Below are 22199 nucleotides of genomic sequence, written 5' to 3' on the forward strand. Positions count from 1 at the left end.
TTTGCTATTAGTATTATATCTTTATTCACAATTAATACTCGTGCTATCACCCCCTCCATCATTTCCCAAACGTTTTAATTCTTGTATACATCCAATCATTAGTACTTATTGTGAAGTTTCTACTTCAGATGAATTATTATTAAGGTTACTTATTGTTTCTATCCAATTTTCTAGATATGAATTATTTGACACTGCAATCTCCTTCGCTATTCCTATCTTTTAGAATAGGATAAATATTGATTGCGTATCAAGTATTAATTTTTTTTAGTTATTTTAATGTAAATATAGAGAGACTCAATAAGAACCTAGATAATTACAAATTAAGATTTCCAATTTAGTTCCGGATAGTTTCTAATTTCAGCTTTGTAATTGCTATTTTTTAACCATCTCTTAGCTGCTTCTAAATATAGAAAAATTATCGGTGTGATATAAAGAGTAAGTAATTGCGATGTGAGTAGACCACCGACTACGGCAAGTCCTAGCGATCTTCTCTCTGCTCCCGTTGCTCCGACTCCAAGGGCAATAGGTATAGCTCCCATTAATGCAGCTAAGGTAGTCATCATAATTGGTCTGAATCTTATTATACATGCTTCATAGATTGCTTCATGCGAAGATTTATTGCCGGTTCTCTCAAGTTCTAAAGCAAAATCAATAATCATAATAGCGTTTTTCTTGACGATACCGATTAGCATAATAAGCCCAACAAGTCCGTACATATAAGTTCGCTATTAAATATTAGCAACGTAAGTAATGCTCCAAATATAGCTGTAGGCAGTCCTGAAAGTATGGTTATAGGATGCACAAAACTCTCATATAACATGCCAAGGATAATGTAAATAACTATAACGGCAAGTCCAAGCAGTAAGCCAAGATCGGAAAAAGACGACTGAAATGCTTGAGCCGTTCCTTGGAAGCTTCCCGTAATCGTAGCCGGCATTTGTAACTCTCTTATAGCTTCATTGACTTTTGGAACGGCATCACTAATTGAGTAGCCGTCTTGTAAGTTAAATGACACCGTAACCGAAGGTAATTGTCCGAAATGTGAAATACTAAGCGGACCGACATTATTAACAATTTTAGCAAGTGTCGTTAGCGGTACTAAATTGCCGTTTGCAGAGTTAATATTGACTAAAGATAACATTGACGAATCGGTTTGATATTTTGTATCTAGCTCTAAAATAACGTCATATTGAGCTGTCGGGGTATATAATGTTGAAATTTGCTCAGCACCGTAAGCTGCATATAAGATATTCTGTATTTGTTCAACTGATATACCGAGTTTTGCAGCTTTATATCTATCAATCTGCACTAAAGTTTGCAGCTGTGCTATTTGTAAATCCGACGTTACGTCAATAAAACCTGGCAGTTGTGTGGACTTGTCTTTTAATTTCGGTGCAAAGCTAAATAGCTCATCTTGATCGAGTCCTTGCATAGTATATTGATATTGGTTTTTGGTTGCTTGTTCTCCGATTGTGATAGTGGGTACGTTTTGGATATAGACCCTTAAACCTACTAGATGATTTAGTTTTGAGCGTAACTGGTCTATAACGGCATCGGTACCTATTCTTTGATTACGAGGTTTTAAGCTAATAAAAATCGTACCCTGATTGACGGCAGAATTTCTACCTGAAACCCCTACAGCTGAAAAAAATGAATCTATGTTAGGATTTTTAAGTAATACATCGCTTACCTGCTGTTGTTCTTTTACCATCGCATCAAAAGAAATAGTTTGAGCGGCTTCGGTAAAAACTAAGATTTGTCCCGTATCGGAATCAGGCATAAAGCCTTTACGGACTTTCCCGAATAAATAAGCCGTTGCGATGATTACTAAGAGAAATATAAGCATAGTAGTTTTTGAATGCTCTACTACCGTTTTTAGACTGCTATCGTATTTTTGTTTGACATATTCAAAGGCTTTTTCTGTTAATAATAACTCGTCATTGCGAAGCGTCAAAGACGCCGTGGCAATCTCGGTTTGTTGTCCTGAGATTGCTTCGTCACTACGTTCCTCGTAATGACGATCTTTCAAAAACACGTTACATAACATAGGAGTTACGGTTATCGAGATAACTCCCGAAAGCAAAATAGCGGTACTAATAACAACGGCAAGTTCGTACAGTAATTTCCCTAAAATTCCGCTCATAAATAATATCGGGATGAATACTGCCATTAGGGATAAAGTCATTGAGACGATAGTAAATCCTATTTCTTTAGTACCGTTAATACATGCTGCTATTTTACTTTCGCCTTTTTCCATATGTCGTGTGATATTTTCAAGCACTACTATTGCATCGTCTACGACAAAGCCCATCGCAAGCGTTAGAGCCATTAAAGACATATTATCGATGCTATAACCGAATAAGTACATAAAGGCAAAGGTACCGACAACTGATAAAGGAAGAGCAATAGTTGGAATAATCACGGATCGTAAATTATATAGAAAGAGAAATATAGCAATCACTACGAGTATTAAAGCAAGGAGCATCGTAAAATTGGCATCATTTATCGATTCTCTGATAGAAATTGACCTATCAAACATGATATTAATATTAACACCCTCAGGGATTTGCCTGCGAAGTAACGGCAATACTTCTTTTATAGAGTCAACTATTTCAATAGTATTAGTATCCGGTTGTTTCTGAATAGCAAGTATTATCCCTGGCTTATCCCTATACCAAGCAGCTATTTTATTGTTAGCTACGCTATCAATGGCTTTACCTATATTTTTAAGAAAAAGCGGATTACCGTTTTTATAAGTTAGTATTAAATCGTTATATTCTTTAGCATTTTGTAATTGTCCCGGAGCTCTAATGCTTGAGTAGATATCTTTACCGTGTAAAGCTCCGGTCGGTAAATTAACATTGGCAGAGCTGATAATATTTGATACTTGGTCAAGCCCTATATTATTTGCTGCCATCTTAACCGGATCAACCTGTACCCGTACTGCAGTACTGCATATTGCTGTGAGCCGTAAACTTATACCTGTGCAACGCCCGGTAGCATTGATAAACGCTCAGCCATAATTGTTTCGGCGTAATAGTCAACTGTATATAAGGGGAGAGTATCAGAGGTTAAAGATAAATAAAATATAGGTGCATCGGCAGGATTTACTTTACGATACGAAGGCGGGGTAGGTAAGTCGTTCGGTAATTGTTTTGCGGCAGATGAAATAGCTGCTTGCACATCTTGTGCTGCTGCGTTTATATCACGATCTAAATTAAAGTGCAAAGTAATTTGAGTAGTTCCGTTACTATTAACCGAACTCATCGAATCAATATCGGATATTGTCGAGAATTGCTTTTCAAGCGGTAATGCAACTGAAGACGCCATAGTGGTCGGGTCAGCTCCAGGCAAGCTTACCGAAACCTGAATAGTCGGGAAATCGATATCAGGTAAAACGCTTACCGGTAATAGCCTATAGCCGAATGCTCCAAACAGCAAAATAGTTGCCATGAATAAAGTAGCAAGAACCGGACGCTTAATAAATGTTTCTGAAATACCCAATTATTCCTCACTCCTGTCATCCCGTGGCTTGTCCACGGGATCCAGTAATAAAAGTTACAAATATAGCAAATTCTTAAAATTAAAAGCTCGATTTATCTCGCTTTTTCTCTGGATCCCGTGGATAAGCCACGGGATGGACACTACTCCTCCCTAACACTCACCTCTGCTCCGTTAGATAATCGTAGCTGCCCGTTGGTGATTACCGTTTCTCCCTCATCTATACCGCTTTTAATAACAATAAAATCATCATTAGAAAAAGCTATGTCTATGTTCTTAACCATGGCTTTATTATCTTTATCGACAACAAATACATAAGGTCCTTTACATAAGGTCCTTGATCGTTAGTTTGCATTGCTTTAGACGGAACTATTAAGGCGTTTTTTTCTGTATAGATGCGTAATGATACACGCACAAATTGTCCTGGCCATAATGCTTCATTATTATTAGTTAATGTTGCTTTAACTTTGATAGTGCCGCTATTTGGGTCAATTGCATTGTCGACAAAAACGATCTCACTGTCTTTAATTTTCTGATTGTTTACGGTTCTAACCGTTAAAGCTAAATCGTTAGATTTTTGAGATTTATTAATACGATCTAGATATTCTTCAGGTACGGAGAAACTGACATAAATAGGCGAGATAGTATTTATAGTGACTAGACTTGCAAAATCCGGTGACACTAAATCACCTATATCTACATTACTCTCACTAAGTTTACCGTCAAAAGGAGCTACTATTTTTGAATATTTGATTTGTAAATTAGCGTCTGCAATAATTGCTTTATCTCGCTCTACGGCAGCTTTAAGCATATTCATATTAGTTAGCATCTGTAAATACTGCTCTTCCGAGACGGCTTTTTCTGCATATAAAGCACGATATCTTGCTTCTTCTTTTATAGCATTTTCAAAGTTATAAGTATCACTTAGTAAATTCGCTTGTGCTTGCTGTAATTGATTTTGAAATGGACGAGAATCGATTTCATATAATAAATCACCTGCCTTTACTTCTTGTCCGTCATCAAAATTTACGCTTAATATTTGTCCCGTAACTTGAGATTTAATATCGGCACTTTGATAAGTTTCAGCCGCTCCTGCAAGCTCTATCACATAAGGTACGTCTTTTCTGATAACTTTTGTTACCTCAACTGGAGCTGCTATTATTATTTGTTTATTACTTTTATGATGATGCTTTATTACCCAAAATACTAATATTACCGTTAGTACTAGTAATGTTATCAATATCAAATTCCGCATTATTGTTTTAAGCATTGTTTTAACCTAGGTTAATGTCATCCCGTGGCTTGAACCACGGGATCTTTTAAAAATATGCTGTGTCCTGAGATACCGCGGTCAAGCCGCGGTATGACATTTTCACCACTCCCCTCCGAGTGCATGGAAAATATTAACCATAGAACTTAGCTGTGAAAGCTTTATAGCCACCCCGTCAATTTCATTTTGTAGTACGTTTTGTTTGGCCGTAAGTACTGTTAAGTAATCTATATTACCTCGTTTATAACGCTGATCAGCAAGCTTAAATATAGACATTAAAGCTGCTTCGTTTTGCTGCCATATATGAAAATTATTACTTGATGTTTGTCCTGCCGATAAAGCATCCATAACTTCCCCGAAAGCCGTACGTACTACCGATTTATATTGTACTATATATTGCTCTTTAACGCTTTCGGCAATTTGTACATTAGCTCTAGTTTTACCAAAATCAAAGATAGGTCCTGCTATATTGCCGCCTACCTGCCAAGTCTCAGCTGAGTTAATAAATAGAGTATTAAGTTTATTGCTACCGAATCCTAATAAGTCTGTTAAAGAAATTTGTGGAAAATAAGTAGCTTTTATTGCTTTTAAGTTGGCATCTGCTGCTAGTAAATTCTGCTCTGCTGCTTTAATATCCGGTCTTTGCTCTAAAAGCTCTGATGGTAATATTTTAGGTAATACCGGTAGAGCAGGGAAGTAATCTATTGGTTTATCACGATAAATTAAGCCGTTTACTATATTTTCAGGAGTTCTACCTACTAAAATTTTTAAAGCGGTTTCCTGCTCATGTCTTTGTTGTTTTAAAGGCGGCAATGACAAATTAGTAAGTGCAAGCTCGGAAGCAGCCTCACTAACCGATATTAAATCACCTACGCCAAGATTATATGATTTCTGATTTAATTTATAAATTTCCGTTTGAGCCTCAATTAGCTTTTCAGTTAGATATATTTGTTTATCTAATGTTAAAAGATTAAAGTAACTTATAGTGACGTTACTTATAACCGATAAACGTACCGCCGCCTTGCTATACTCGCTTACAAGGAAAGTTTTTTTAGCCGATTCGCTAGCATTTGCAGCTGCTCCCCATAAATCCAGCTCGTAATTGAGCACGCTTGCTAGCCCAAAATTATTAGAGAATTTCGGCTCATTCGGTGCTTTTGTTTCCTTGCTATTTTTTGTTCGATTTGCTCCGCCTTGTAAATTGATTTGTGGAAATCTATAAGAATTAACAAGGTTAAGCTGTGCTTTTGCAGCAAGCACGTTACTCATTGCCAGCTCAATATCGGAGTTACCTACTAATGATTCTTTAATTAGCTCATTTAATATCGGATCGTTAAATTGTAGCCACCATTGCTGTGGCATATTATCTTTTTGAGCTAAAGAATAATAATTCCAGTTAGCAGGTAATGGGAGTTTAGGGGGAATATTATCGTGTTTTGCACTGCAGCTACATAATAGGAATATAAAAATTGATATAACCGGTATGTTATTCTTAGCTCTTTTTATTTCATTCCTGCGAAAGCGAGAATCCAGTTCCCCCATCGTCACCCCGTGGCTTTTGACCACGGGGTCCAGTTAAAAACGCTAAAACAACGTATATAATAAGTTATTTTCTGGATACCGTGGTCAAGCCACGGTATGACACCGAGTACTTTTTTTGATCCACGCAGGAATGACATAAAACTCTTCAGTAGATTCATTAAAATAAATTAATATTATTTAATATTAATTATGAATCTTTAAACCGCTATGTCAATATAGACTATTATTTTTTCAACTAACTATTTTTATAATTACGTAATAATGTTGCTACAGTGTATTTTTTTAGAAAGCTTGATATAAGCGAATTTTGCAGGATTCCCCTGTGCTCACGTATTTTTATACGCTGTGCAGGCTCACCCTTAAATTCATCTTATCTGAAGCTTTCTAAAATATGCTGTAACTTTTCAGAAACAACTTTAATGTCATAATTTTGTTTGAGAGTAAGGTGGGCGTTTTTAGAAAATTCTTTTGCTTTTATAGGGTTCTCTATTAGATAGACAATTTTTTCTGCTAAATCTTCGCTAGAGCCGGCTTTACAAATAAGCCCGTCTTGTAGTTGTGTTAGAATTTCTGCAGGTCCTTCAGTATCCGTACTAACGATAGGCACGCTTGCCTCCATTGCTTCAAGCACTATAATTCCAAACGGTTCATGAAGAGACGGTAAACAAAAAATATCTATTTGTTTAAAGAATTTATCTCTATCGTTAACCCATCCCGTAAATGATATTTGATCTTGTAAATTAAGTTTACGTGCTAAAGCAATTAAATTATCTTTTTCCTCGCCGCTTCCACCTATAACAGCTTGAATATCATATTTTTTTTCTTTTAAAATTTTTATAGCATTAATAAAAACATCAACACCTTTTTTAGCTACAAATCTTGCTAGTACACCAATTACGATAGGTTTTCTATATGTTTTATTTGGAGTGAAGTCTTTAGCAATATTTATCATATTTGGTAGGATGCATATCCTAGATTCGGCAAAGTTATTTTTTAGTAAAAATTCTTTCATATGATGCGTCAAGGCAATAACAAAATCACATTTACGTAGTCCTTTTAAACTATAATTATGAGCGATACCGATTAATTTTATATTTTGTGATTTAGCAAATTTACTAAAATTTATTGCTCTATTACCGTGTGCTATAATTATATCGGGCTTAGTCTTATGAATTATATATTTAAGAATAAGTACCGAGAGTAAATCAAACGGTACTATATTAGGTAGTTTTAAGTTTTGTTTGTGTAGAAAGGAATTTATTTTTGCCTTGTAAGAAGTGATATTTATAACCTCAATTTTTTGCATCCCAAGAGCTGCGTTATAATCTAAAAATGCTTGTTGAATGCCGCCAAGGTCACGACTTAGCATAATATTAAGGATCTTCATTACTTTAATTGTTCGATTTCTTTTTCTGTTAAACTTCTGTTAAACCGGTAAAATCTATAATTTCATCTAAAGGTTTATTTTTTGCTAGCATTTTTTTTAGCTATAGGAATTTTTTGTCTTGCTTCTCCTCTGGTTTCCCCTTTAGCTTCAGCATCCATAATTTTCTGCCCTTCTACGGCTAGATTATCCATTTCGGTTTTTATCATTTTTTCATAAGTATTTAACTCTTCTTCAGACCAACTAGCTTGATCCAAAGCATAAAAAGCTTTTTTAATAATAAAATCATGACCTATCAAATTCTCCATTTCTTCTAGAGTGCTTTCATGTGCATGTTTAAAGAAATATGCCCATTTTTCTTGAAGGTTCTCTAATTGATCTAATTCTTTATTAAATTTCTCAAGCTCTAAAAAGATAAAATAAAAATCTTTAGTATCAAGTAATCTATGATCTGATCTCCAATCTTTTTTATCGGGAAATAAAATCGGCAATAGCTAAGAATATTACTCCTCGAAGTTTTGCATATACTGCCATTTTTTTATGATCTTCATCTTCTTTTATTATTTGTCTTGAATAGGCCTTTGCTGCATAAGGCTGAGCTCGTTTTTCAAAACCTGGATGTTTGCTGACCTGCATCTCTACAATAAATTGAGTACCGTATTTATCTCTACATAATACATCAACTATAGATTGTTTATAAGCAGCGATATCGGGATCTTGGATTGTTTTTAAAAAAGTAACTTCGGTAATTACTTCTTTTTCCGTATAACCTAAAATGTCATTTAGAAAATGAATAAGTATATCCTTATTTTTTTCCGTACCGAAAATTTTTAAAAATGCATAGTTATTTTTAGGGTCTAAGAAACGTGAAATTAGCATAATAGTCTATATTTTTATATATCATCACTTCATTATAGCAAATTCCAAGAAATTTGCTATAATACAATTTCCTAATATGTAAAACATTATGATTAGTAAAATTAATTTTGTAAAAATGCATGGTCTTGGTAATGATTTTGTTATTGTTAACAAACGAGATTTATCAAGTTCACATGATTTATCGCAGTTAGCAAAAAATATGGCTGATCGTCATACGGGTGGTATAGGTTGTGATCAGTTTATTATTTATGAAGAGCATGATGATTTTTATGAGATGATTATCTATAATATAGACGGCTCTAGTGCTAAATTATGCGGTAATGCTACAAGATGTTTAGCCAAGTTAATTTATCTTGATACGGGAAAGAAAGATATTACCGTAATGGTAGGCAATAAAAAATTGCTATGTAATGTCAATGATGAAAATAATATTAGCGTTAATGTAGGAAGCGTTAGTTTTAATGAAGCTTGGATGCCAAGCCGTGATAGAATTTGGGAATTTGCAGAGCGTTATATGATTGATTTAAAGGAAACTATTTGCGTTGATATAGGTAATCCGCATTTGGTTATTTTTAGTAAGTTAGAACCTCAAGATCAAAAAATTGTCGGTGAAAAATTGCAGGCTAAGGAATTATTCGCAGATGGGGTAAACGTTAATTTTGCTGAAGTAAAAGATAATAAAATTTATTTATCTGTTTGGGAGCGGGGGGCAGGGTTAACGCTTGCTTGCGGAAGCGGAGCTTGCGGTAGTTTTGCTGCCGGTTTAAAGCTCGGTTTTATCCATTCACCAAGTACGGTAGTATTTAAGCACGGTAACCTTACTATGAAAGAAGAAAACGGTAATATAATAATGCAAGGGGCAGCTACGCTTGTAGCACGTGGGGAATATTATTGTGAGCAATAATTTAAGACAAGAAATAGTAACATTTGGCTGTAGACTTAATATTTATGAAAGTGAGATAATACGAAAAAACTTGGAATTGTCGGGTATCGATAATGTGGCAATATTCAATACTTGTGCGGTAACTAAAGCAGCTGAGAAACAAGCAAGACAAGCTATCCGCAAGGCTAAAAAAAATAATCCTGATTTAAAAATTATTGTTACCGGCTGTAGCGCTCAAGCAAGTCCGCAAATGTACGGTAATATGCCGGAAGTTGACAAAGTTATAGGTAATGAAGAGAAGTTATTACCTAATTACTACCAAATTACCGATGAAAAAATAACAGTTAACGATATAATGTCGGTGAAAGAGACGGCAAGTCATTTAGTAAGTAGCTTTGACGGTAAATCTCGTGCTTTTATTCAGGTACAAAACGGTTGTGATCATTTTTGTACTTTCTGTATTATCCCTTACGGTAGAGGTAAAAGTAGATCAGTAGCAATAGGAGCTATAGCAGAGCAGGTAAAGCATTTAGTATTAAATGGCTTTAAAGAAGTAGTTTTTACCGGTGTCGATGTTACGGCTTACGGTAGTGATTTGCCGGGAAGTCCAACATTCGCACAAATGATTAAACGAGTTTTGAATTTAGTCCCTGAATTAAAGAGGCTTAGATTATCTTCGATAGATGTGGCTGAAATAGATGATGAACTTTTTGAGCTTATAGCTTATAGTGAAAGGATAATGCCGCATTTTCATATTAGCTTGCAAGCAGGCGACGATATGATATTAAAACGTATGAAAAGACGCCATAATAGAGCAAACGTAATAGAGTTTTGTCGAAAGCTGCGGGCAATAAGACCGGAAGTATCGTTTGGTGCGGATATTATAGCTGGTTTCCCGACGGAAACCCCTGAAATGTTTGAAAATACAAGAAAATTAATTTCAGAAGCGGAATTACAATATTTACATGTTTTTCCTTATTCGGAAAGAGAAGGGACGCCTGCAGTACGTATGCCGCAAGTACCTGAAAATATAAGAAAAGAAAGGGCAGAAATTTTAAGGCAAGAAGGGCAAAACCAGTTGATCGAATTCTTTAAAAAACATATAGGGCAGAAAGTGGAGTTATTAGTAGAGAATAATAATATTGCTCATACCGAGAATTTTATTCCGGTAAAGCTAGATAAACCTTTAGAAATAGGGCAGATATTTAAAGCGAAGTTGGTGGGGATAGAAGAGGGGTATATGAGGTGCGTTGTCATTCCCTCATGAGGTTTGCTTGCGTCGATCAAAAACGTCTTCGGTGTCATCCTGTGGACAAGCCACGGGATGACAGTGTTAACATAAAATAAAGAAAATCATGGAAAAAAATATAGAAACAATATTAAGGTTTGCTGAGGAAAAAATCTTATTAGTACAAAGCTTAAAAGATCTGCAAGAATATAAAGTAAAATTTTTAGGCAAAAACGGTATAGTGACCGGTGAGCTTAAAAAATTAGGTAGTTTAAATGAACAGGAACGTAAAGAATTTGGCTTAAAAATCAATAAATTAAAAGATAAAATACAGAATATAATAAAAGCAAAAGAAGAAATTTTAGAGGAGCAGGAACTAAATTTTAAACTTGCTGCCGATAAAATTGATTTAACAATCCCTGCAAGAAGATATAAACAAGGTTCTATTCATCCAATAACACAATGTAGTGAGGAGTTAATACAAGTATTTTCACAGTTTGGTTTTACTATAGAAAACGGACCGAATATCGAGAATGATTTTCATAATTTTACCGCTCTCAATTTTGAAGATGATCATCCCGCAAGGCAAATGCATGATACTTTTTATTTGAAAGGTCAGGAAAATAATAAGCCGCTGTTATTACGTACTCATACCTCAACAGTGCAGATTAGAGCTATGAAAAACGGCAAACCGCCTTTTAGGTTTATAGCACCGGGTAGGACTTATAGATCGGATTCGGATATGACGCATACGCCGATGTTCCACCAAATAGAAGGGCTTGTTATTGATAAAAATATCAATATGGGACATTTAAAATATGTTATCACGGAATTTATAAAAAGCTTTTTTGAAAATTCTAATATTGAACTACGTTTTAGACCCAGCTTTTTTCCATTTACCGAACCTTCTGCTGAAGTTGATATTCGGATGAATAAAAACGATAAATGGCTTGAGGTGCTAGGGTGCGGGATGGTTCATCCAAACGTACTTAAGAATGTTGGAATCGATAGCAGTGAGTATCAAGGCTTTGCTTTTGGGCTTGGAATAGAGCGTTTTGCGATGCTAAAATATAATATTAAAGATTTAAGACAATTTTTTGAAGGTGATATGCGTTGGCTTAGACATTATAACTTTACCTCATTTGATATACCGAATTTAGCAATGGGGTTAACAAAATGAAATTTACTTTATCATGGTTAAAACAATTTTTAGAGACATCGGCTTCGGTTATTGAAATTGCCGAGGCCCTAACAGCTATCGGCCTTGAAGTAGAAGAGGTGATAGATAAGGCAGGGGAGTTACAAAAATTTGAAGTAGCATATATAGCAAGTACTAAACCTCACCCCTCAGCTGATAAATTAAAGCTTTGTGATGTTGAGACTAAAAGCGGTATGCTACAAATAGTTTGTGGTGCGAGTAATGTAAGAGCAGGTATAAAAGTAGTACTTGCAAATATCGGAATAGAAATACCAAACGGTAAATTTAAGATTAAGGAATCTGTTATTAGAGGCGAAAAAAGCTGCGGTATGCTTTGCTCTGAAAAGGAATTACTGATAGCTTCAGAGTCTGAAGGGATTATAGAGCTACCTGAAGATGCTGCGGTTGGAGAGAATTTTACTAAATATTACGGTTTAGATGATCCGGTATTTATTATTAACGTTACTCCTAACCGAGGTGATGCACTTGGAGTTTACGGCATTGCAAGAGATTTAGCAGCTAAAGGAATAGGAATACTTAAAGAGCTAGAAATTTCGGAAATAAAGAGTACATTCATTTCTAAAATGAAGCTTAACGTGCAAGATAAAGAAGCCTGCCCGTTATTTACTTTTAGAGAAATAAGAAATTTAAAAAATAAACCAAGCCCTGATTGGTTACGGAAATTATTAAAAAATGTCGGGGTAAAAACTATTTCAAGCTTAGTGGATGTAACAAATTATATTTCCTATAGCTTCGGGCAGCCTATGCATGCTTACGATGCGGATAGGATAAAAGGAGAGATTACTGTAGCACGTCATTGTAATCGTCATCGCGAGGAAAAACAATTGTCATCCCGCGGCTTGACTGCGGGATCCAATGAAATTACTAGTGCTGTAAGTTGTTCTATGGATACCGTGGTCAAGCCACGGTATGACAAGGATGACGCAGTTACTTTCCGCGCCCTAAATGGTAAAGAATATTTACTTACTGAAAATGATTTAGCTATAAAAGATGAAAGCGGTATTCAAGGTCTGGCTGGTGTCATTGGCGGGGTTGATAGTAGTTGTACTGATAGTACGAATAATATAATACTCGAAGCTGCTTGTTTTAATGCTAAAATGGTTGCAACTAGCGGGCGAAGATTCCAAATTGATACGGATGCTAGATATCGTAATGAGCGTAATATCGATAGAAATTTTACAGAAAAGGCTTTGGACATAGCAACTAATCTTATTTTGTCAATATGCGGAAACGGTGAAGTGTCGGAAGTAGTGAAAGTCGGTGAAAAAGAGTCACAAAAAAAATCTTTAGATTTTTCAGCATGCTATTTAGAAAAAATTACAGGAATTAAATTAAATATCAAAGAGATAGAAGCTATGTTAAATAAACTAGGATTTATTACGGATGTTAAAGGTGAGATTATAAAGGTAATAGCTCCTTCTTGGCGTCACGATATAACTATTTTAGAAGATATAGCTGAAGAAATCGCTCGTATTTACGGCTATGATAAAATAGAGAGTATAAAATTACCCAAACTAGACCAAGATAATAATAAGCTAAGAGAGCATAAAAGAATATCTAGTTTTAAAAGGATATTAGCAAGCAAAGGCTATGATGAGGTAGTAACTAATTCTTTTATGAGTAGCGAAGATGCAAAGTTGTTTGCTGAATTAAAAGAAGAGTTATTTTTGCTTAATTCTATTAGCATAGGAGACAATTATATGCGTCCTACTATACTACCAAATTTGTTAAGTATAGTAAGTAAAAATCTAGCACGCTCTATAAAAGATATGGCTTTTTTTGAAGTTGGACCGAGTTTTGTAGATTTAAATACGGAAGCAACTTATTTGACGGCAATTATAAGCGGTTCATATAATAATAAAGATCCTCATTCGCTTGGACGGGGCTATGATGTTTTTGATCTTAAAGGCGATTTAGAGCTGGTAGTTGATTATGCAGGACTATCTATAGATAAATGTATAGCAACAAATGGGGCAGCATTGCCACAATATTATCATCCAACCAGAGCAGTAAATATAGGGCTTGGTAAAAATTTATTAGGTCATTTTGGGCAGATACACCCTAAAATCTTGAAATATTACGATATTAATCAGGAAATATTCGCATTCGAGCTAAATATTACGAATTTGCCGTTGATAAAAGCTAAATTCGGTAAAAGAGACGAATTTGCAGTATCGGATTTTCAAGCTAATTTTAGAGATTACGCATTTATTGTTGATCAAGATCATAGAGTCGGTGAAATAATATCATATATAAATAATTTTAATAAAAAGCTTGTCAAATCAGTTATATTATTTGATATTTATAGCGGTGATAAATTACCTGAAGGTAAAAAATCTATAGCGGTTAAAATAGAGCTACAAGCAGATGATCGGACGTTATCTGATACTGATTTAAATTCGTTCAGTAAAGATTTAATTGCTGCCATCTCGCAAAAATTTCAAGGAACATTAAGAGAATAGCAATATGTTAAAATTAATAGTTGAAACAAAAACGTTAGTTCAGTCCCTAGGGTTTGCAAGTTCTGTTGTTGAAAAACGTAATGTAATACCTGAGTATGCAAACATTAAATTATCGGCAAAAGACGGCAATCTGGAACTTAGTTCTACTAATATGGATTTGTACTTAAGTCAAAAAATAGCAGTACAGGTAGTAAGTGAAGGCGAACTTACCGTTTCTACGAAAACTCTAAATGATATAGTCCGAAAACTTCCGGATTCCGAGCTTACATTAACAGATCTCGGTACAACGGGACTTGAGATCAAAGGAAAAAATTGTAAATTTAATTTATTTACTTTGCCGGTTAGTTCTTTTCCTGCAATGGATAGTATTAATCCTGAGGCAAGTTTTAAAATTTCCTGCACGGATTTTGCTAAAATAATCGAATCGACAAAATTTTCGATTTCTTTAGATGAAACTCGTTATAATTTAAACGGTGTTTATTTACACATAAAAGACAAAGAGTTTTGTTCGGCAAGTACCGATGGGCATAGACTTTCGATTTCATGGGTAGCATTAGAAAAACAAATAAAGAATTTTGGAGTTATATTACCGCAAAAAAGTGCAGAGGAAATTTTAAAAATAGTTAAAGATCCTAAAAATATAAATGAAGATATAGAAATTTTATTAAGTAGCAATAAGATTAAGTTTATATGTAACGAAAATACTATTATGCTATCAAAGCTTATAGACGGTATTTTCCCTAATTATAGTGCTTTTATTCCGGAAAGCAGTAGCTCAAAATTAGTAATTAATCGAAAAATATTTGCAGATAGTATAGAAAGGATAGCGATAATAACCGTTGAAAAATTTAGAGCGGTAAAATTATCGTTATCTCGTGAAACCTTAGAGATTAGTGCCGTCGGTGAAGCAAGAGGTAACGCAAAAGAGGTTATTAATTCTTCACAAGATAAGGAAAGTTTTTATGAATATAATAGTGATGAGTCTTTAGCTATAGGCTTTAATCCGCAATATTTGGAAGATGTCTTAAAAGCAGTGAAATCGGATTTAGTAGAACTATATTTTTCAGATGTTTCAGCACCGGTACTTATTAAATTTCCTGAGAATCCTAAAGATATTTTTGTCGTCATGCCTGTTAAGGTGTAGTCTTGTTACATGGATCAGTTTTTCCGTCATTGCGAGAAGGCATTGTTGCGTGGATCAATTTCACCTGTGTCACCCCGTGGTCAAGCCACGGGGTGACACATTGGGTTTTTACCGGTCCACACAAGAATGACATATTAGTTATGTTCAAATAATTTTTGACTAATAGCCAAAGCTTCTCTATTATTTCCCTCAAGCACACTAATTAAATATTGGTTATGAAGAAAATTATCGGATTATTTTTTGTAATTATACTTAGTGCAATAAGTACTAGTATCTTAGCGGATGATTATCCAAAAACAGAACGAGAGCAGAAATGGGACGAAGTAGGTTCTATAGCAGGTGAAGAAGGATTAGTTTTTAGACCGGGCAGGGTAAAAAACGAATCTACTAAAGCTGTAGGAGGCTCGGTTAATAAATATCTTTGGCAAGCAGCATTAGAGACTATAAGTTTTGCTCCTCTTGCATCAGCTGACTCAAACGGCGGCGTGATTATTACGGAATGGTATAGCCCACGCTCTAATCCTAATTTTCGATTTAAAATAAATATATTTATTAAAGACGATGTAATAAGCCCTGATTCAATTGAAGTGAAAGTATTTGAAGAAATGCTTAAAAATAAACAATGGGTACTTAATGGAAACACCTCAAATCTTGCTATCACGCTTGAAGATAAAATTTTAAGAAAAGCTAGAGATATATATATTAATAGTGCGAGGTAATAACAGTATTTCCGTCATTGCGAGGAAATTGCATAGCAATTGACGAAGCAATCTCAGGATATTTGATGAGATTGCCGAGCAGTCTACGACTACTCGCAATGACGGTGCAGCATATAAATTATAAAAAAACATGAACCAAATAGAACAAAAATGGCAGCAAATTTGGCAAGAAGAAAAAGCTTTTGAAGTATCAAACGAGAGTAGCAAGCCAAAATATTACGTACTTGAAATGTTGCCTTATCCTTCCGGTAAAATCCATGTAGGTCATGTACGCAACTATTCTATAGGTGATGTTATTGCAAGGTTTATGACTATGCAAGGTTTTAACGTGCTTCATCCGATGGGCTGGGATGCTTTTGGGCTACCTGCCGAAAATGCCGCAATAAAAAATAATTCTCATCCGAAAGATTGGACTTATTCTAATATCGAGAATATGAAAAAGCAGCTAAAATCTATGGGTTTTTCTTATGATTGGTCTAGAGAGATAAATAGTTGTGATCCTGAGTATTATAAACATGAGCAGAAATTCTTTTTAGAGCTTTATGAACGAAATCTTGCTTATCAAAAAGAATCACTTGTTAATTGGGATCCGGTTGATAATACCGTTCTTGCGAATGAGCAAGTTGTAGACGGTCGTGGTTGGCGTTCAGGTGCAATTGTTGAGAAACGCTATTTAAAGCAATGGTTCTTAAAAATCACCGATTATGCTGAAGAATTATTAAACGAAATTCAGAATTTAAAAGAGTGGCCTGAAGCTGTTCGGTCTATGCAAGAGAAATGGATAGGTAAATCGATAGGTGCTAACTTTCATTTCAAAATTAAGGATAATGAAGATACTACTATAGAAGTATTCTCAACCAAACCTGAAACTATTTTCGGAGCTGGCTTTATAGGAATTGCCTTTAATCATCCGATAATAGAACGGTTAGTTTCCAAAACACCTGAGATACTAGCTTTTATAACTAAATGTTCACATATTACAGGAAGTAGCGAACTAGAAAAGGCTGAAAAAGAGGGAGTGTTTACCGGTCTTTATGTCATTCATCCTTTTGACTCTAATATAATATTGCCGGTTATTATTACGAATTTCGTGTTAATGGATTACGGCACTGGTGCTGTTTTCGGTTGTCCTGCTCATGACGAACGTGACCATGAATTAGCCGTTAAAATGAATTTACCTATTAAACAAGTAATAAAAGCAGATATTGATGTACAAAAGACCGCTTACACGGAAGATGGAATTTTGGTTAACTCAGATTTTCTAAACGGCTTAACTAGTAATGAAGCAAAACAAAAAATCATTGGGGAATTTGAGAAACTAGGTATAGGTAAACGCAGCGTAAATTATCGTCTAAAAGATTGGGGGATTTCTCGTCAACGCTTTTGGGGATGTCCTATTCCTATGATTCACTGCGAAGCTTGCGGCATAGTTCCCGTACCTTACAAAGACTTACCCGTTACGTTACCTGATGACGTAAATTTTGATGGTCACGGTAATCCGCTTGATCATCATCCTAGTTGGAAACATGTTAATTGTCCGAAATGCGATAAGCCGGCTGTTCGTGAAACCGATACTTTTGATACATTTTTTGAATCATCTTGGTATTTTACGAGATATTGCAATAGCAATACTACAGATATGACCGATAAAAAAGCTTGTGATTATTGGCTACCGGTCGATAAATATATAGGCGGCATAGAGCATGCGGTAATGCATTTATTATATGCAAGGTTTTTCACTAAGGTAATGAACGAACAGAATTACGTAAGCGTTCGTGAGCCTTTTAAAGGATTATTTACTCAAGGGATGGTGTTACATGCTACTTATAAAGACGAGCATAATAATTGGTTATATCCTGAAGAAGTAGTTAAAAAAGGTAATGAATTTTTTCATAAAGAAAGCAATAATAGAGTAGTGCAGGGACGCATTGAGAAGATGAGTAAATCTAAAAAGAACCTCATCGATCTTGAGACAATGCAAGAGCAATACGGGGCAGATGCGATTAGGTTTTTTGTGCTGTCCGATAGTCCGCCTGAGAAAGATCTAGAATGGTCGGCAAGCGGTATTGAAGGCTGCTCACGTTTTATTAATAGGCTTGAGCATATGTTTGAGGCGATAGATTCTTTAAAAGATGATATAACTGAAATTAGTAAAGAGTTAAATAGATTAGTACATTTTACAATAAAGCATGTCGCCGAAGATATAAAGCATTTTGCCCTAAACAGAGCAATAGCACGTATGCGTGAGCTTTCTAATGCTATATCTGCTGAAATATCCAAAGATAAAATTGATGTTAAAACCGTAAGGCATGGCTTTAATGTTTTAGTACAGCTACTAAATCCTTTTATCCCGCATATTACGGAAGAAATTTGGCAGAAGCTTGGCAATAAAGAGCGATTATATAATTCGTCTTTTCCTGCATTTGATGAATCAATGCTAGAGTTAGATACATATATTATGGCAGTGCAGGTTAACGGCAAACTCCGTGATACCTATGAGTTTAAAACTTCCTTAAGTGAAGATGAAATAAAGCAAATTACCGTCAGTCTGCCAAAGGTACAAAAGTTCTTAGAGGGAAAAGAACTGAAGAAGATTATCCTCGTTCCTCGTAAAATTGTGAATATTATTGTTTGAAGTGAAAGATTGTGGGGATTAAAAACTAGTCAGAATGTCATACCATGGTCCTTCCATGGTATCCAGCTAAAATACTAAATTTAGTACTTTAAGTTGTTTCTAGATACCGTGGTCAAGCTGCAGTATGACACCTAGCATACTTTTATTGCATTACCACCATACTAACCCAAAAAAAGTAGTATTACCTAAAACCACCTCCTCATGTTTATCTAATGAAGAGTCATAATGCTTCGTCTCATTTATAAAGTTACTGCAATTATTATGGTAAGTACATTTTGAAGCACCCTTATAACTCTGATAAGATGAAGTTTCATAATGCCCTAGATCTTCTCTAAGGTAATAGTAAATATTGTCTGTTATTGGCATTAATACTTTATCTATTATATAATTTATAATTGGCTGCCCACCAAAATGCGGCAAAAACACCGTCATCAATACTTAAAGTGTATTCTTCTGTTTCACAAGTTATAACCCTAGGATAACAGAGGTTTGCTATACTATCTAGACTTAGATTTAAATTTAAATCTTACTCTGAATCTAGCACATCTATTTTTTTCTATTAGTCATAAAGATCCCCTTTTTAGTTACTAATTAATTAAACTTTTTATATAACTTGCTTCTAAGGGTAAATTTGTATGTCAATCCGGTACTTGCATCCTCACGTACTTTTAGGTACAACTGTGGCAGGTAAGCACTTCCGTGTTTCCTTCAAATTCTTCCTTATTAGCTACATTATGCAATAAGTCTATTGTAGGCTAAGTAATTTAAAAAAATCAATTAGCCTCTTAAATAAAGTGCAGGATTTTATACCTGAAGTCAATTTATTATGTTAATAATTTAATATTTTTATTAACTTATCTTAATTTAAATTAATGCATAAAAATATCGATTTCATTCCAACCGAGTAAATCTAAATTAGTTCTTGTCGGTAAAAAACGGAAAATATCTTGGGCAAGTTCATATCTATTTTCTTTAAGTAGCATTTTTTGTAAAATATCTTTTAACTGATGCAAATAAAGCACATCTTTTGCTGCATATTCTTTTTGTTCTGAAGATAAATTGTCAGCACCCCAATAGGAAGATTGTTGTTGTTTTGAAATATTTATATTAAGCAATTCTCGGCACAAATCCTTAAGTCCATGACTATCGGTATAAGTTCTAACTAGTTTTGAAGATATTTTAGTACAAAAGATATTTTCTAAATCTATACTTAAATATTTTTTTATGGATGCTAGATCAAATCTAGCAAAATGAAATATCTTGCATCTAGTTTTATCTAGTAATAATGCTTTTAAATTAGGAGCTGTATAATCTTGATTTGTAAAATGAACAAGATGAGCTTCACCATTGCCGTTACTAAATTGTAGCAAACATAGTTTATCTCTATGTAGATTTAGCCCCATTGTCTCGGTGTCTATAGCTAGATCTCCTTCAAGTTCAAAATTATTAGGTAGGTCGTTTTGATAAATTTTTATAGTCATAAATGATTTTTAATTCCTTTTAATCAATAATGTTGTTGTGTGGTTCGTTTTCCCGTTATTGCGAGGAAAAGCTGCAAGTTTTGACGAAGCAATCTCGGGAGTTTGTTATTATTTCATGAGATTGCCACGCAGCCTACGGCTGCTCGCAATGACGATACCTACCTTTGACTAGGTGTGTCTTTTATTGTAAACACCTGCTCATTTGGAGCAGCTACTCCTAAAACTTTCTTTGCTTGTTCTTCTAACATATCTTTATTTAGCGATTCCGTTCGGAGTAATTTGACGTTATGTTCAAGTTCTACTCTTTCTGCTCGTAAGCCTTTTAGTTCATCATAAGCTTTTTCAAGCTGCCTATTTACTTTTAAATATGCAATAATCCCTTTGTTACCATATATGCAATGAAAAACAAAATATCCAAGCAGTAAAGCTAAAAAGATATTTAAAATTATTTTTTTAGAATGATTATTTAAATGTATTATCATAAATATATATTCATAAGAAATAATACCGGAGCAGTTAAAATAATACTATCAAATCTGTCTAGTACTCCTCCATGACCGGGTATTATATGACCGCTATCTTTAATATTAAATTTTCGCTTAAAATATGAAATAAATAAATCACTTAATTGAGCTATTAATGCTAATATACAACTAATTATAAACAAATAAATTTTATTTGAAAAATAGTAATTTTCAATATGAAAGTTTGGTATAAAACTAACTAATACCGCAACTAAACCTGCTGATAATACTCCCGTAACTAAACCGCTCCAAGTTTTTTTAGGACTGATTTTTGGAGCAAGTTTTGCTCCTTTAAAAGTTTTGCCGCCAATCATAGCGAAAGTATCTACCGACCAAATTATGCAAAAATAAAGCATAATAAGCCATCTATTGGTATCTTCCATACTTAAAAATATTAATAGGCTTATAGGAATCGGAATAATAATTAGCCCGATTAATAGATAAGGAATAGAAGAATAGGTCATATTATACCATTCACTTAACATTCCCATACCTACTATTATCATTAGAATATAGAATAAAGGCTTAAACCATAATATAGCTATAACAAATAACGGAACTAAAACTATACCGGACAGGATTCTTAAATATATATTTTGTTTATCTTTTGCCAAATGTTCTTTTCCTTTTTGAGTAATCATTTATAGCTTCTAGTATATCATCTTTATTAAAATCAGGCCAATATTTGGGTGAGAAATATAATTCAGCATAAGCTGCTTGCCAAAGCAAGAAATTACTGATGCGATAAACCTCGCCCGGTCTTATTAATAAATCTACATCCGGCATTTCAGGATCATATAAAGCGTGTTGTATATCGCTTTCACTTACTTCTTTTTTACCGCTTGCAATAATTTTTGTGTAGGCATCAACTATTTCTTGGCGACTTCCATAACTAAAAGCTATACAAAGCGTTATTTTATTATTATTTTTTGTTAATTCTATAGCATTATTTATTTGTTTTTGCAATGAGCTACTTAATAAATTAAGCCTACCTATTACTTTTATTTTAACGCCGTTTTTATGTAAGCTGTTTAATTCATTTTTTAAATAGATACTTAATAATTTTATTAAGAAATCTACTTCCGTGCCTGAACGTTGCCAATTTTCGGAAGAGAAAGTATATAAAGTTACGTACGGCACGCCAAGATTAATAAACTCAGGGAGTAATTCATGAATTTTATCGGCTCCTGCTTTATGCCCTTCAGATTTTGTTAAGTTATGCCGATCTGCCCAACGAGCATTACCATCCATTATTATTGCTAAATGTTTTATGTTAGTCATTATTTTATATTTTAGATGTTGCTGCATGGATCGAAAAACGTACTCGA

The 22199-nt window shown here is 34.3% G+C and carries 21 protein-coding genes and 3 pseudogenes; 10 read left to right on the forward strand and 14 right to left on the reverse strand.

The window, feature by feature from the left end:
• The coding region (locus MB29_RS10975) for a hypothetical protein (protein WP_215426122.1) at positions 1-223 on the forward strand (223 nt) is incomplete at its 5' end.
• A gap of 97 nt (positions 224-320) precedes the next feature.
• Here MB29_RS10975 and MB29_RS12105 read toward each other — a convergent pair.
• Positions 321-2917: pseudogene (locus tag MB29_RS12105) on the reverse strand (efflux RND transporter permease subunit).
• Positions 2918-2976: 59 nt separating this feature from the next.
• A complete protein-coding gene (locus MB29_RS13285) occupies positions 2977-3453 on the reverse strand; it encodes an efflux RND transporter permease subunit (protein WP_215426123.1) in 477 nt (158 codons plus the stop codon).
• On the opposite strand from MB29_RS13285, the gene MB29_RS10995 reads away from it, so the two are divergent.
• The gene (locus tag MB29_RS10995) at positions 3452-3658 is read left to right on the forward strand and encodes a hypothetical protein (RefSeq protein WP_215426124.1); all 207 of its coding nucleotides are present in this window, start codon (positions 3452-3454) and stop codon (positions 3656-3658) included. The genes MB29_RS13285 and MB29_RS10995 overlap by 2 nt on opposite strands.
• On the opposite strand, the gene MB29_RS11000 is transcribed toward MB29_RS10995, so the two are convergent.
• The 6 genes and pseudogenes from MB29_RS11000 to MB29_RS12115 all read right to left on the reverse strand — a co-directional run bounded on the left by MB29_RS11000 (position 3645) and on the right by MB29_RS12115 (position 8576).
• The gene (locus tag MB29_RS11000; protein WP_215426125.1) at positions 3645-3785 is read right to left on the reverse strand and encodes a hypothetical protein; all 141 of its coding nucleotides are present in this window, start codon (positions 3783-3785) and stop codon (positions 3645-3647) included. The two genes, MB29_RS10995 and MB29_RS11000, sit on opposite strands and share 14 nt — an antisense overlap.
• Positions 3770-4771, reverse strand: a complete 1002-nt coding sequence (locus tag MB29_RS09345) for an efflux RND transporter periplasmic adaptor subunit (RefSeq protein WP_215426126.1) — start codon at positions 4769-4771, stop codon at positions 3770-3772. Before MB29_RS09345 ends, MB29_RS11000 begins: the two co-directional genes overlap by 16 nt.
• A gap of 102 nt (positions 4772-4873) precedes the next feature.
• Positions 4874-6313, reverse strand: a complete 1440-nt coding sequence (locus tag MB29_RS00100) for an efflux transporter outer membrane subunit (RefSeq protein WP_233418795.1) — start codon at positions 6311-6313, stop codon at positions 4874-4876.
• 2 nt (positions 6314-6315) lie between these two features.
• Positions 6316-6471, reverse strand: a complete 156-nt coding sequence (locus tag MB29_RS14410) for a hypothetical protein (RefSeq protein ID WP_233418796.1) — start codon at positions 6469-6471, stop codon at positions 6316-6318.
• Positions 6472-6683: 212 nt separating this feature from the next.
• Positions 6684-7700, reverse strand: coding sequence for a glycosyltransferase family 4 protein (locus tag MB29_RS00105; RefSeq protein WP_032138570.1), 1017 nt, complete (start codon positions 7698-7700; stop codon positions 6684-6686).
• Positions 7701-7728: 28 nt separating this feature from the next.
• Positions 7729-8576: pseudogene (locus MB29_RS12115) on the reverse strand (Rpn family recombination-promoting nuclease/putative transposase).
• A gap of 88 nt (positions 8577-8664) precedes the next feature.
• Here MB29_RS12115 and dapF point away from each other — a divergent pair.
• From dapF to leuS, 8 genes are all read left to right on the forward strand, one after another.
• A complete protein-coding gene (gene dapF, locus MB29_RS00115) occupies positions 8665-9480 on the forward strand; it encodes a diaminopimelate epimerase (protein ID WP_032138571.1) in 816 nt (271 codons plus the stop codon).
• Positions 9455-10726 carry a tRNA (N(6)-L-threonylcarbamoyladenosine(37)-C(2))-methylthiotransferase MtaB gene (gene mtaB / locus MB29_RS00120; RefSeq protein WP_032138572.1) on the forward strand — a complete coding sequence of 424 codons (1272 nt, stop codon included), beginning with the start codon at positions 9455-9457 and terminating at the stop codon, positions 10724-10726. Before dapF ends, mtaB begins: the two co-directional genes overlap by 26 nt.
• An 88-nt stretch (positions 10727-10814) precedes the next feature.
• On the forward strand, positions 10815-11867 hold the full coding sequence (gene pheS, locus MB29_RS00125; protein WP_032138573.1) for a phenylalanine--tRNA ligase subunit alpha: 1053 nt from the start codon (positions 10815-10817) through the stop codon (positions 11865-11867).
• Positions 11864-14368 carry a phenylalanine--tRNA ligase subunit beta gene (pheT, locus tag MB29_RS00130; RefSeq protein WP_032138574.1) on the forward strand — a complete coding sequence of 835 codons (2505 nt, stop codon included), beginning with the start codon at positions 11864-11866 and terminating at the stop codon, positions 14366-14368. The genes pheS and pheT overlap by 4 nt, the downstream gene beginning before the upstream one ends.
• A 4-nt stretch (positions 14369-14372) precedes the next feature.
• Positions 14373-15512, forward strand: a complete 1140-nt coding sequence (dnaN, locus tag MB29_RS00135; protein ID WP_032138575.1) for a DNA polymerase III subunit beta — start codon at positions 14373-14375, stop codon at positions 15510-15512.
• Positions 15513-15514: 2 nt separating this feature from the next.
• A complete protein-coding gene (locus MB29_RS11005; RefSeq protein WP_215426127.1) occupies positions 15515-15664 on the forward strand; it encodes a hypothetical protein in 150 nt (49 codons plus the stop codon).
• A 63-nt stretch (positions 15665-15727) separates the two neighbouring features.
• Positions 15728-16231 carry a DUF3576 domain-containing protein gene (locus MB29_RS00140; RefSeq protein WP_032138576.1) on the forward strand — a complete coding sequence of 168 codons (504 nt, stop codon included), beginning with the start codon at positions 15728-15730 and terminating at the stop codon, positions 16229-16231.
• 130 nt (positions 16232-16361) lie between these two features.
• Entirely contained in the window at positions 16362-18866 is a 2505-nt protein-coding gene (gene leuS / locus MB29_RS00145) for a leucine--tRNA ligase (RefSeq protein ID WP_032138577.1), read from the forward strand.
• A 150-nt stretch (positions 18867-19016) separates the two neighbouring features.
• Here the strand turns inward: leuS and MB29_RS11010 are convergent, their stop codons facing one another.
• The 6 genes and pseudogenes from MB29_RS11010 to uppS form a co-directional block, all read right to left on the reverse strand.
• Positions 19017-19298 (reverse strand): hypothetical protein, encoded by a 282-nt coding sequence (locus MB29_RS11010; RefSeq protein WP_032138578.1) that lies wholly within the window; start codon positions 19296-19298, stop codon positions 19017-19019.
• Between the two features lie 161 nt (positions 19299-19459).
• Positions 19460-19615 (reverse strand): annotated as a pseudogene (locus tag MB29_RS13930) (palindromic element RPE1 domain-containing protein); the annotation flags it as partial.
• Positions 19616-19735: 120 nt separating this feature from the next.
• Positions 19736-20347: a ribonuclease D gene (locus MB29_RS00155; RefSeq protein WP_032138579.1), complete on the reverse strand. Its 612-nt coding sequence runs from the start codon at positions 20345-20347 to the stop codon at positions 19736-19738.
• A gap of 158 nt (positions 20348-20505) precedes the next feature.
• A complete protein-coding gene (locus MB29_RS00160; RefSeq protein WP_008579820.1) occupies positions 20506-20829 on the reverse strand; it encodes an FtsB family cell division protein in 324 nt (107 codons plus the stop codon).
• The gene (locus MB29_RS00165) at positions 20826-21512 is read right to left on the reverse strand and encodes a phosphatidate cytidylyltransferase (protein WP_032138580.1); all 687 of its coding nucleotides are present in this window, start codon (positions 21510-21512) and stop codon (positions 20826-20828) included. The genes MB29_RS00160 and MB29_RS00165 overlap by 4 nt, the downstream gene beginning before the upstream one ends.
• Positions 21472-22179 carry a polyprenyl diphosphate synthase gene (gene uppS / locus MB29_RS00170; protein WP_215426128.1) on the reverse strand — a complete coding sequence of 236 codons (708 nt, stop codon included), beginning with the start codon at positions 22177-22179 and terminating at the stop codon, positions 21472-21474. Before uppS ends, MB29_RS00165 begins: the two co-directional genes overlap by 41 nt.
• Positions 22180-22199 lie beyond the last annotated feature (20 nt).

Origin of the sequence: Rickettsia tamurae, from assembly GCF_000751075.1 — a bacterium.
Classification (GTDB): Bacteria; Pseudomonadota; Alphaproteobacteria; order Rickettsiales; family Rickettsiaceae; genus Rickettsia; species Rickettsia tamurae.

What these genes read in the sequence shown, in the direction of transcription:
- MB29_RS00165 (WP_032138580.1), bottom strand. Translation starts at nt 21,512, where the DNA reads ATGATTACTCAAAAAGGAAAAGAACATTTGGCAAAAGATAAACAAAAT.
- MB29_RS00140 (WP_032138576.1), top strand. Translation starts at nt 15,728, where the DNA reads ATGAAGAAAATTATCGGATTATTTTTTGTAATTATACTTAGTGCAATA.
- MB29_RS11000 (WP_215426125.1), bottom strand. Translation starts at nt 3,785, where the DNA reads ATGGTTAAGAACATAGACATAGCTTTTTCTAATGATGATTTTATTGTT.
- MB29_RS14410 (WP_233418796.1), bottom strand. Translation starts at nt 6,471, where the DNA reads ATGAATCTACTGAAGAGTTTTATGTCATTCCTGCGTGGATCAAAAAAA.
- MB29_RS00100 (WP_233418795.1), bottom strand. Translation starts at nt 6,313, where the DNA reads ATGGGGGAACTGGATTCTCGCTTTCGCAGGAATGAAATAAAAAGAGCT.
- leuS (WP_032138577.1), top strand. Translation starts at nt 16,362, where the DNA reads ATGAACCAAATAGAACAAAAATGGCAGCAAATTTGGCAAGAAGAAAAA.
- MB29_RS00155 (WP_032138579.1), bottom strand. Translation starts at nt 20,347, where the DNA reads ATGACTATAAAAATTTATCAAAACGACCTACCTAATAATTTTGAACTT.
- MB29_RS13285 (WP_215426123.1), bottom strand. Translation starts at nt 3,453, where the DNA reads ATGGCAACTATTTTGCTGTTTGGAGCATTCGGCTATAGGCTATTACCG.
- dapF (WP_032138571.1), top strand. Translation starts at nt 8,665, where the DNA reads ATGATTAGTAAAATTAATTTTGTAAAAATGCATGGTCTTGGTAATGAT.
- uppS (WP_215426128.1), bottom strand. Translation starts at nt 22,179, where the DNA reads ATGCAGCAACATCTAAAATATAAAATAATGACTAACATAAAACATTTA.
- pheS (WP_032138573.1), top strand. Translation starts at nt 10,815, where the DNA reads ATGGAAAAAAATATAGAAACAATATTAAGGTTTGCTGAGGAAAAAATC.
- MB29_RS00160 (WP_008579820.1), bottom strand. Translation starts at nt 20,829, where the DNA reads ATGATAATACATTTAAATAATCATTCTAAAAAAATAATTTTAAATATC.
- MB29_RS09345 (WP_215426126.1), bottom strand. Translation starts at nt 4,771, where the DNA reads ATGCTTAAAACAATAATGCGGAATTTGATATTGATAACATTACTAGTA.
- dnaN (WP_032138575.1), top strand. Translation starts at nt 14,373, where the DNA reads ATGTTAAAATTAATAGTTGAAACAAAAACGTTAGTTCAGTCCCTAGGG.
- MB29_RS11010 (WP_032138578.1), bottom strand. Translation starts at nt 19,298, where the DNA reads ATGACGGTGTTTTTGCCGCATTTTGGTGGGCAGCCAATTATAAATTAT.
- pheT (WP_032138574.1), top strand. Translation starts at nt 11,864, where the DNA reads ATGAAATTTACTTTATCATGGTTAAAACAATTTTTAGAGACATCGGCT.
- MB29_RS10995 (WP_215426124.1), top strand. Translation starts at nt 3,452, where the DNA reads ATGAATAAAGTAGCAAGAACCGGACGCTTAATAAATGTTTCTGAAATA.
- MB29_RS00105 (WP_032138570.1), bottom strand. Translation starts at nt 7,700, where the DNA reads ATGAAGATCCTTAATATTATGCTAAGTCGTGACCTTGGCGGCATTCAA.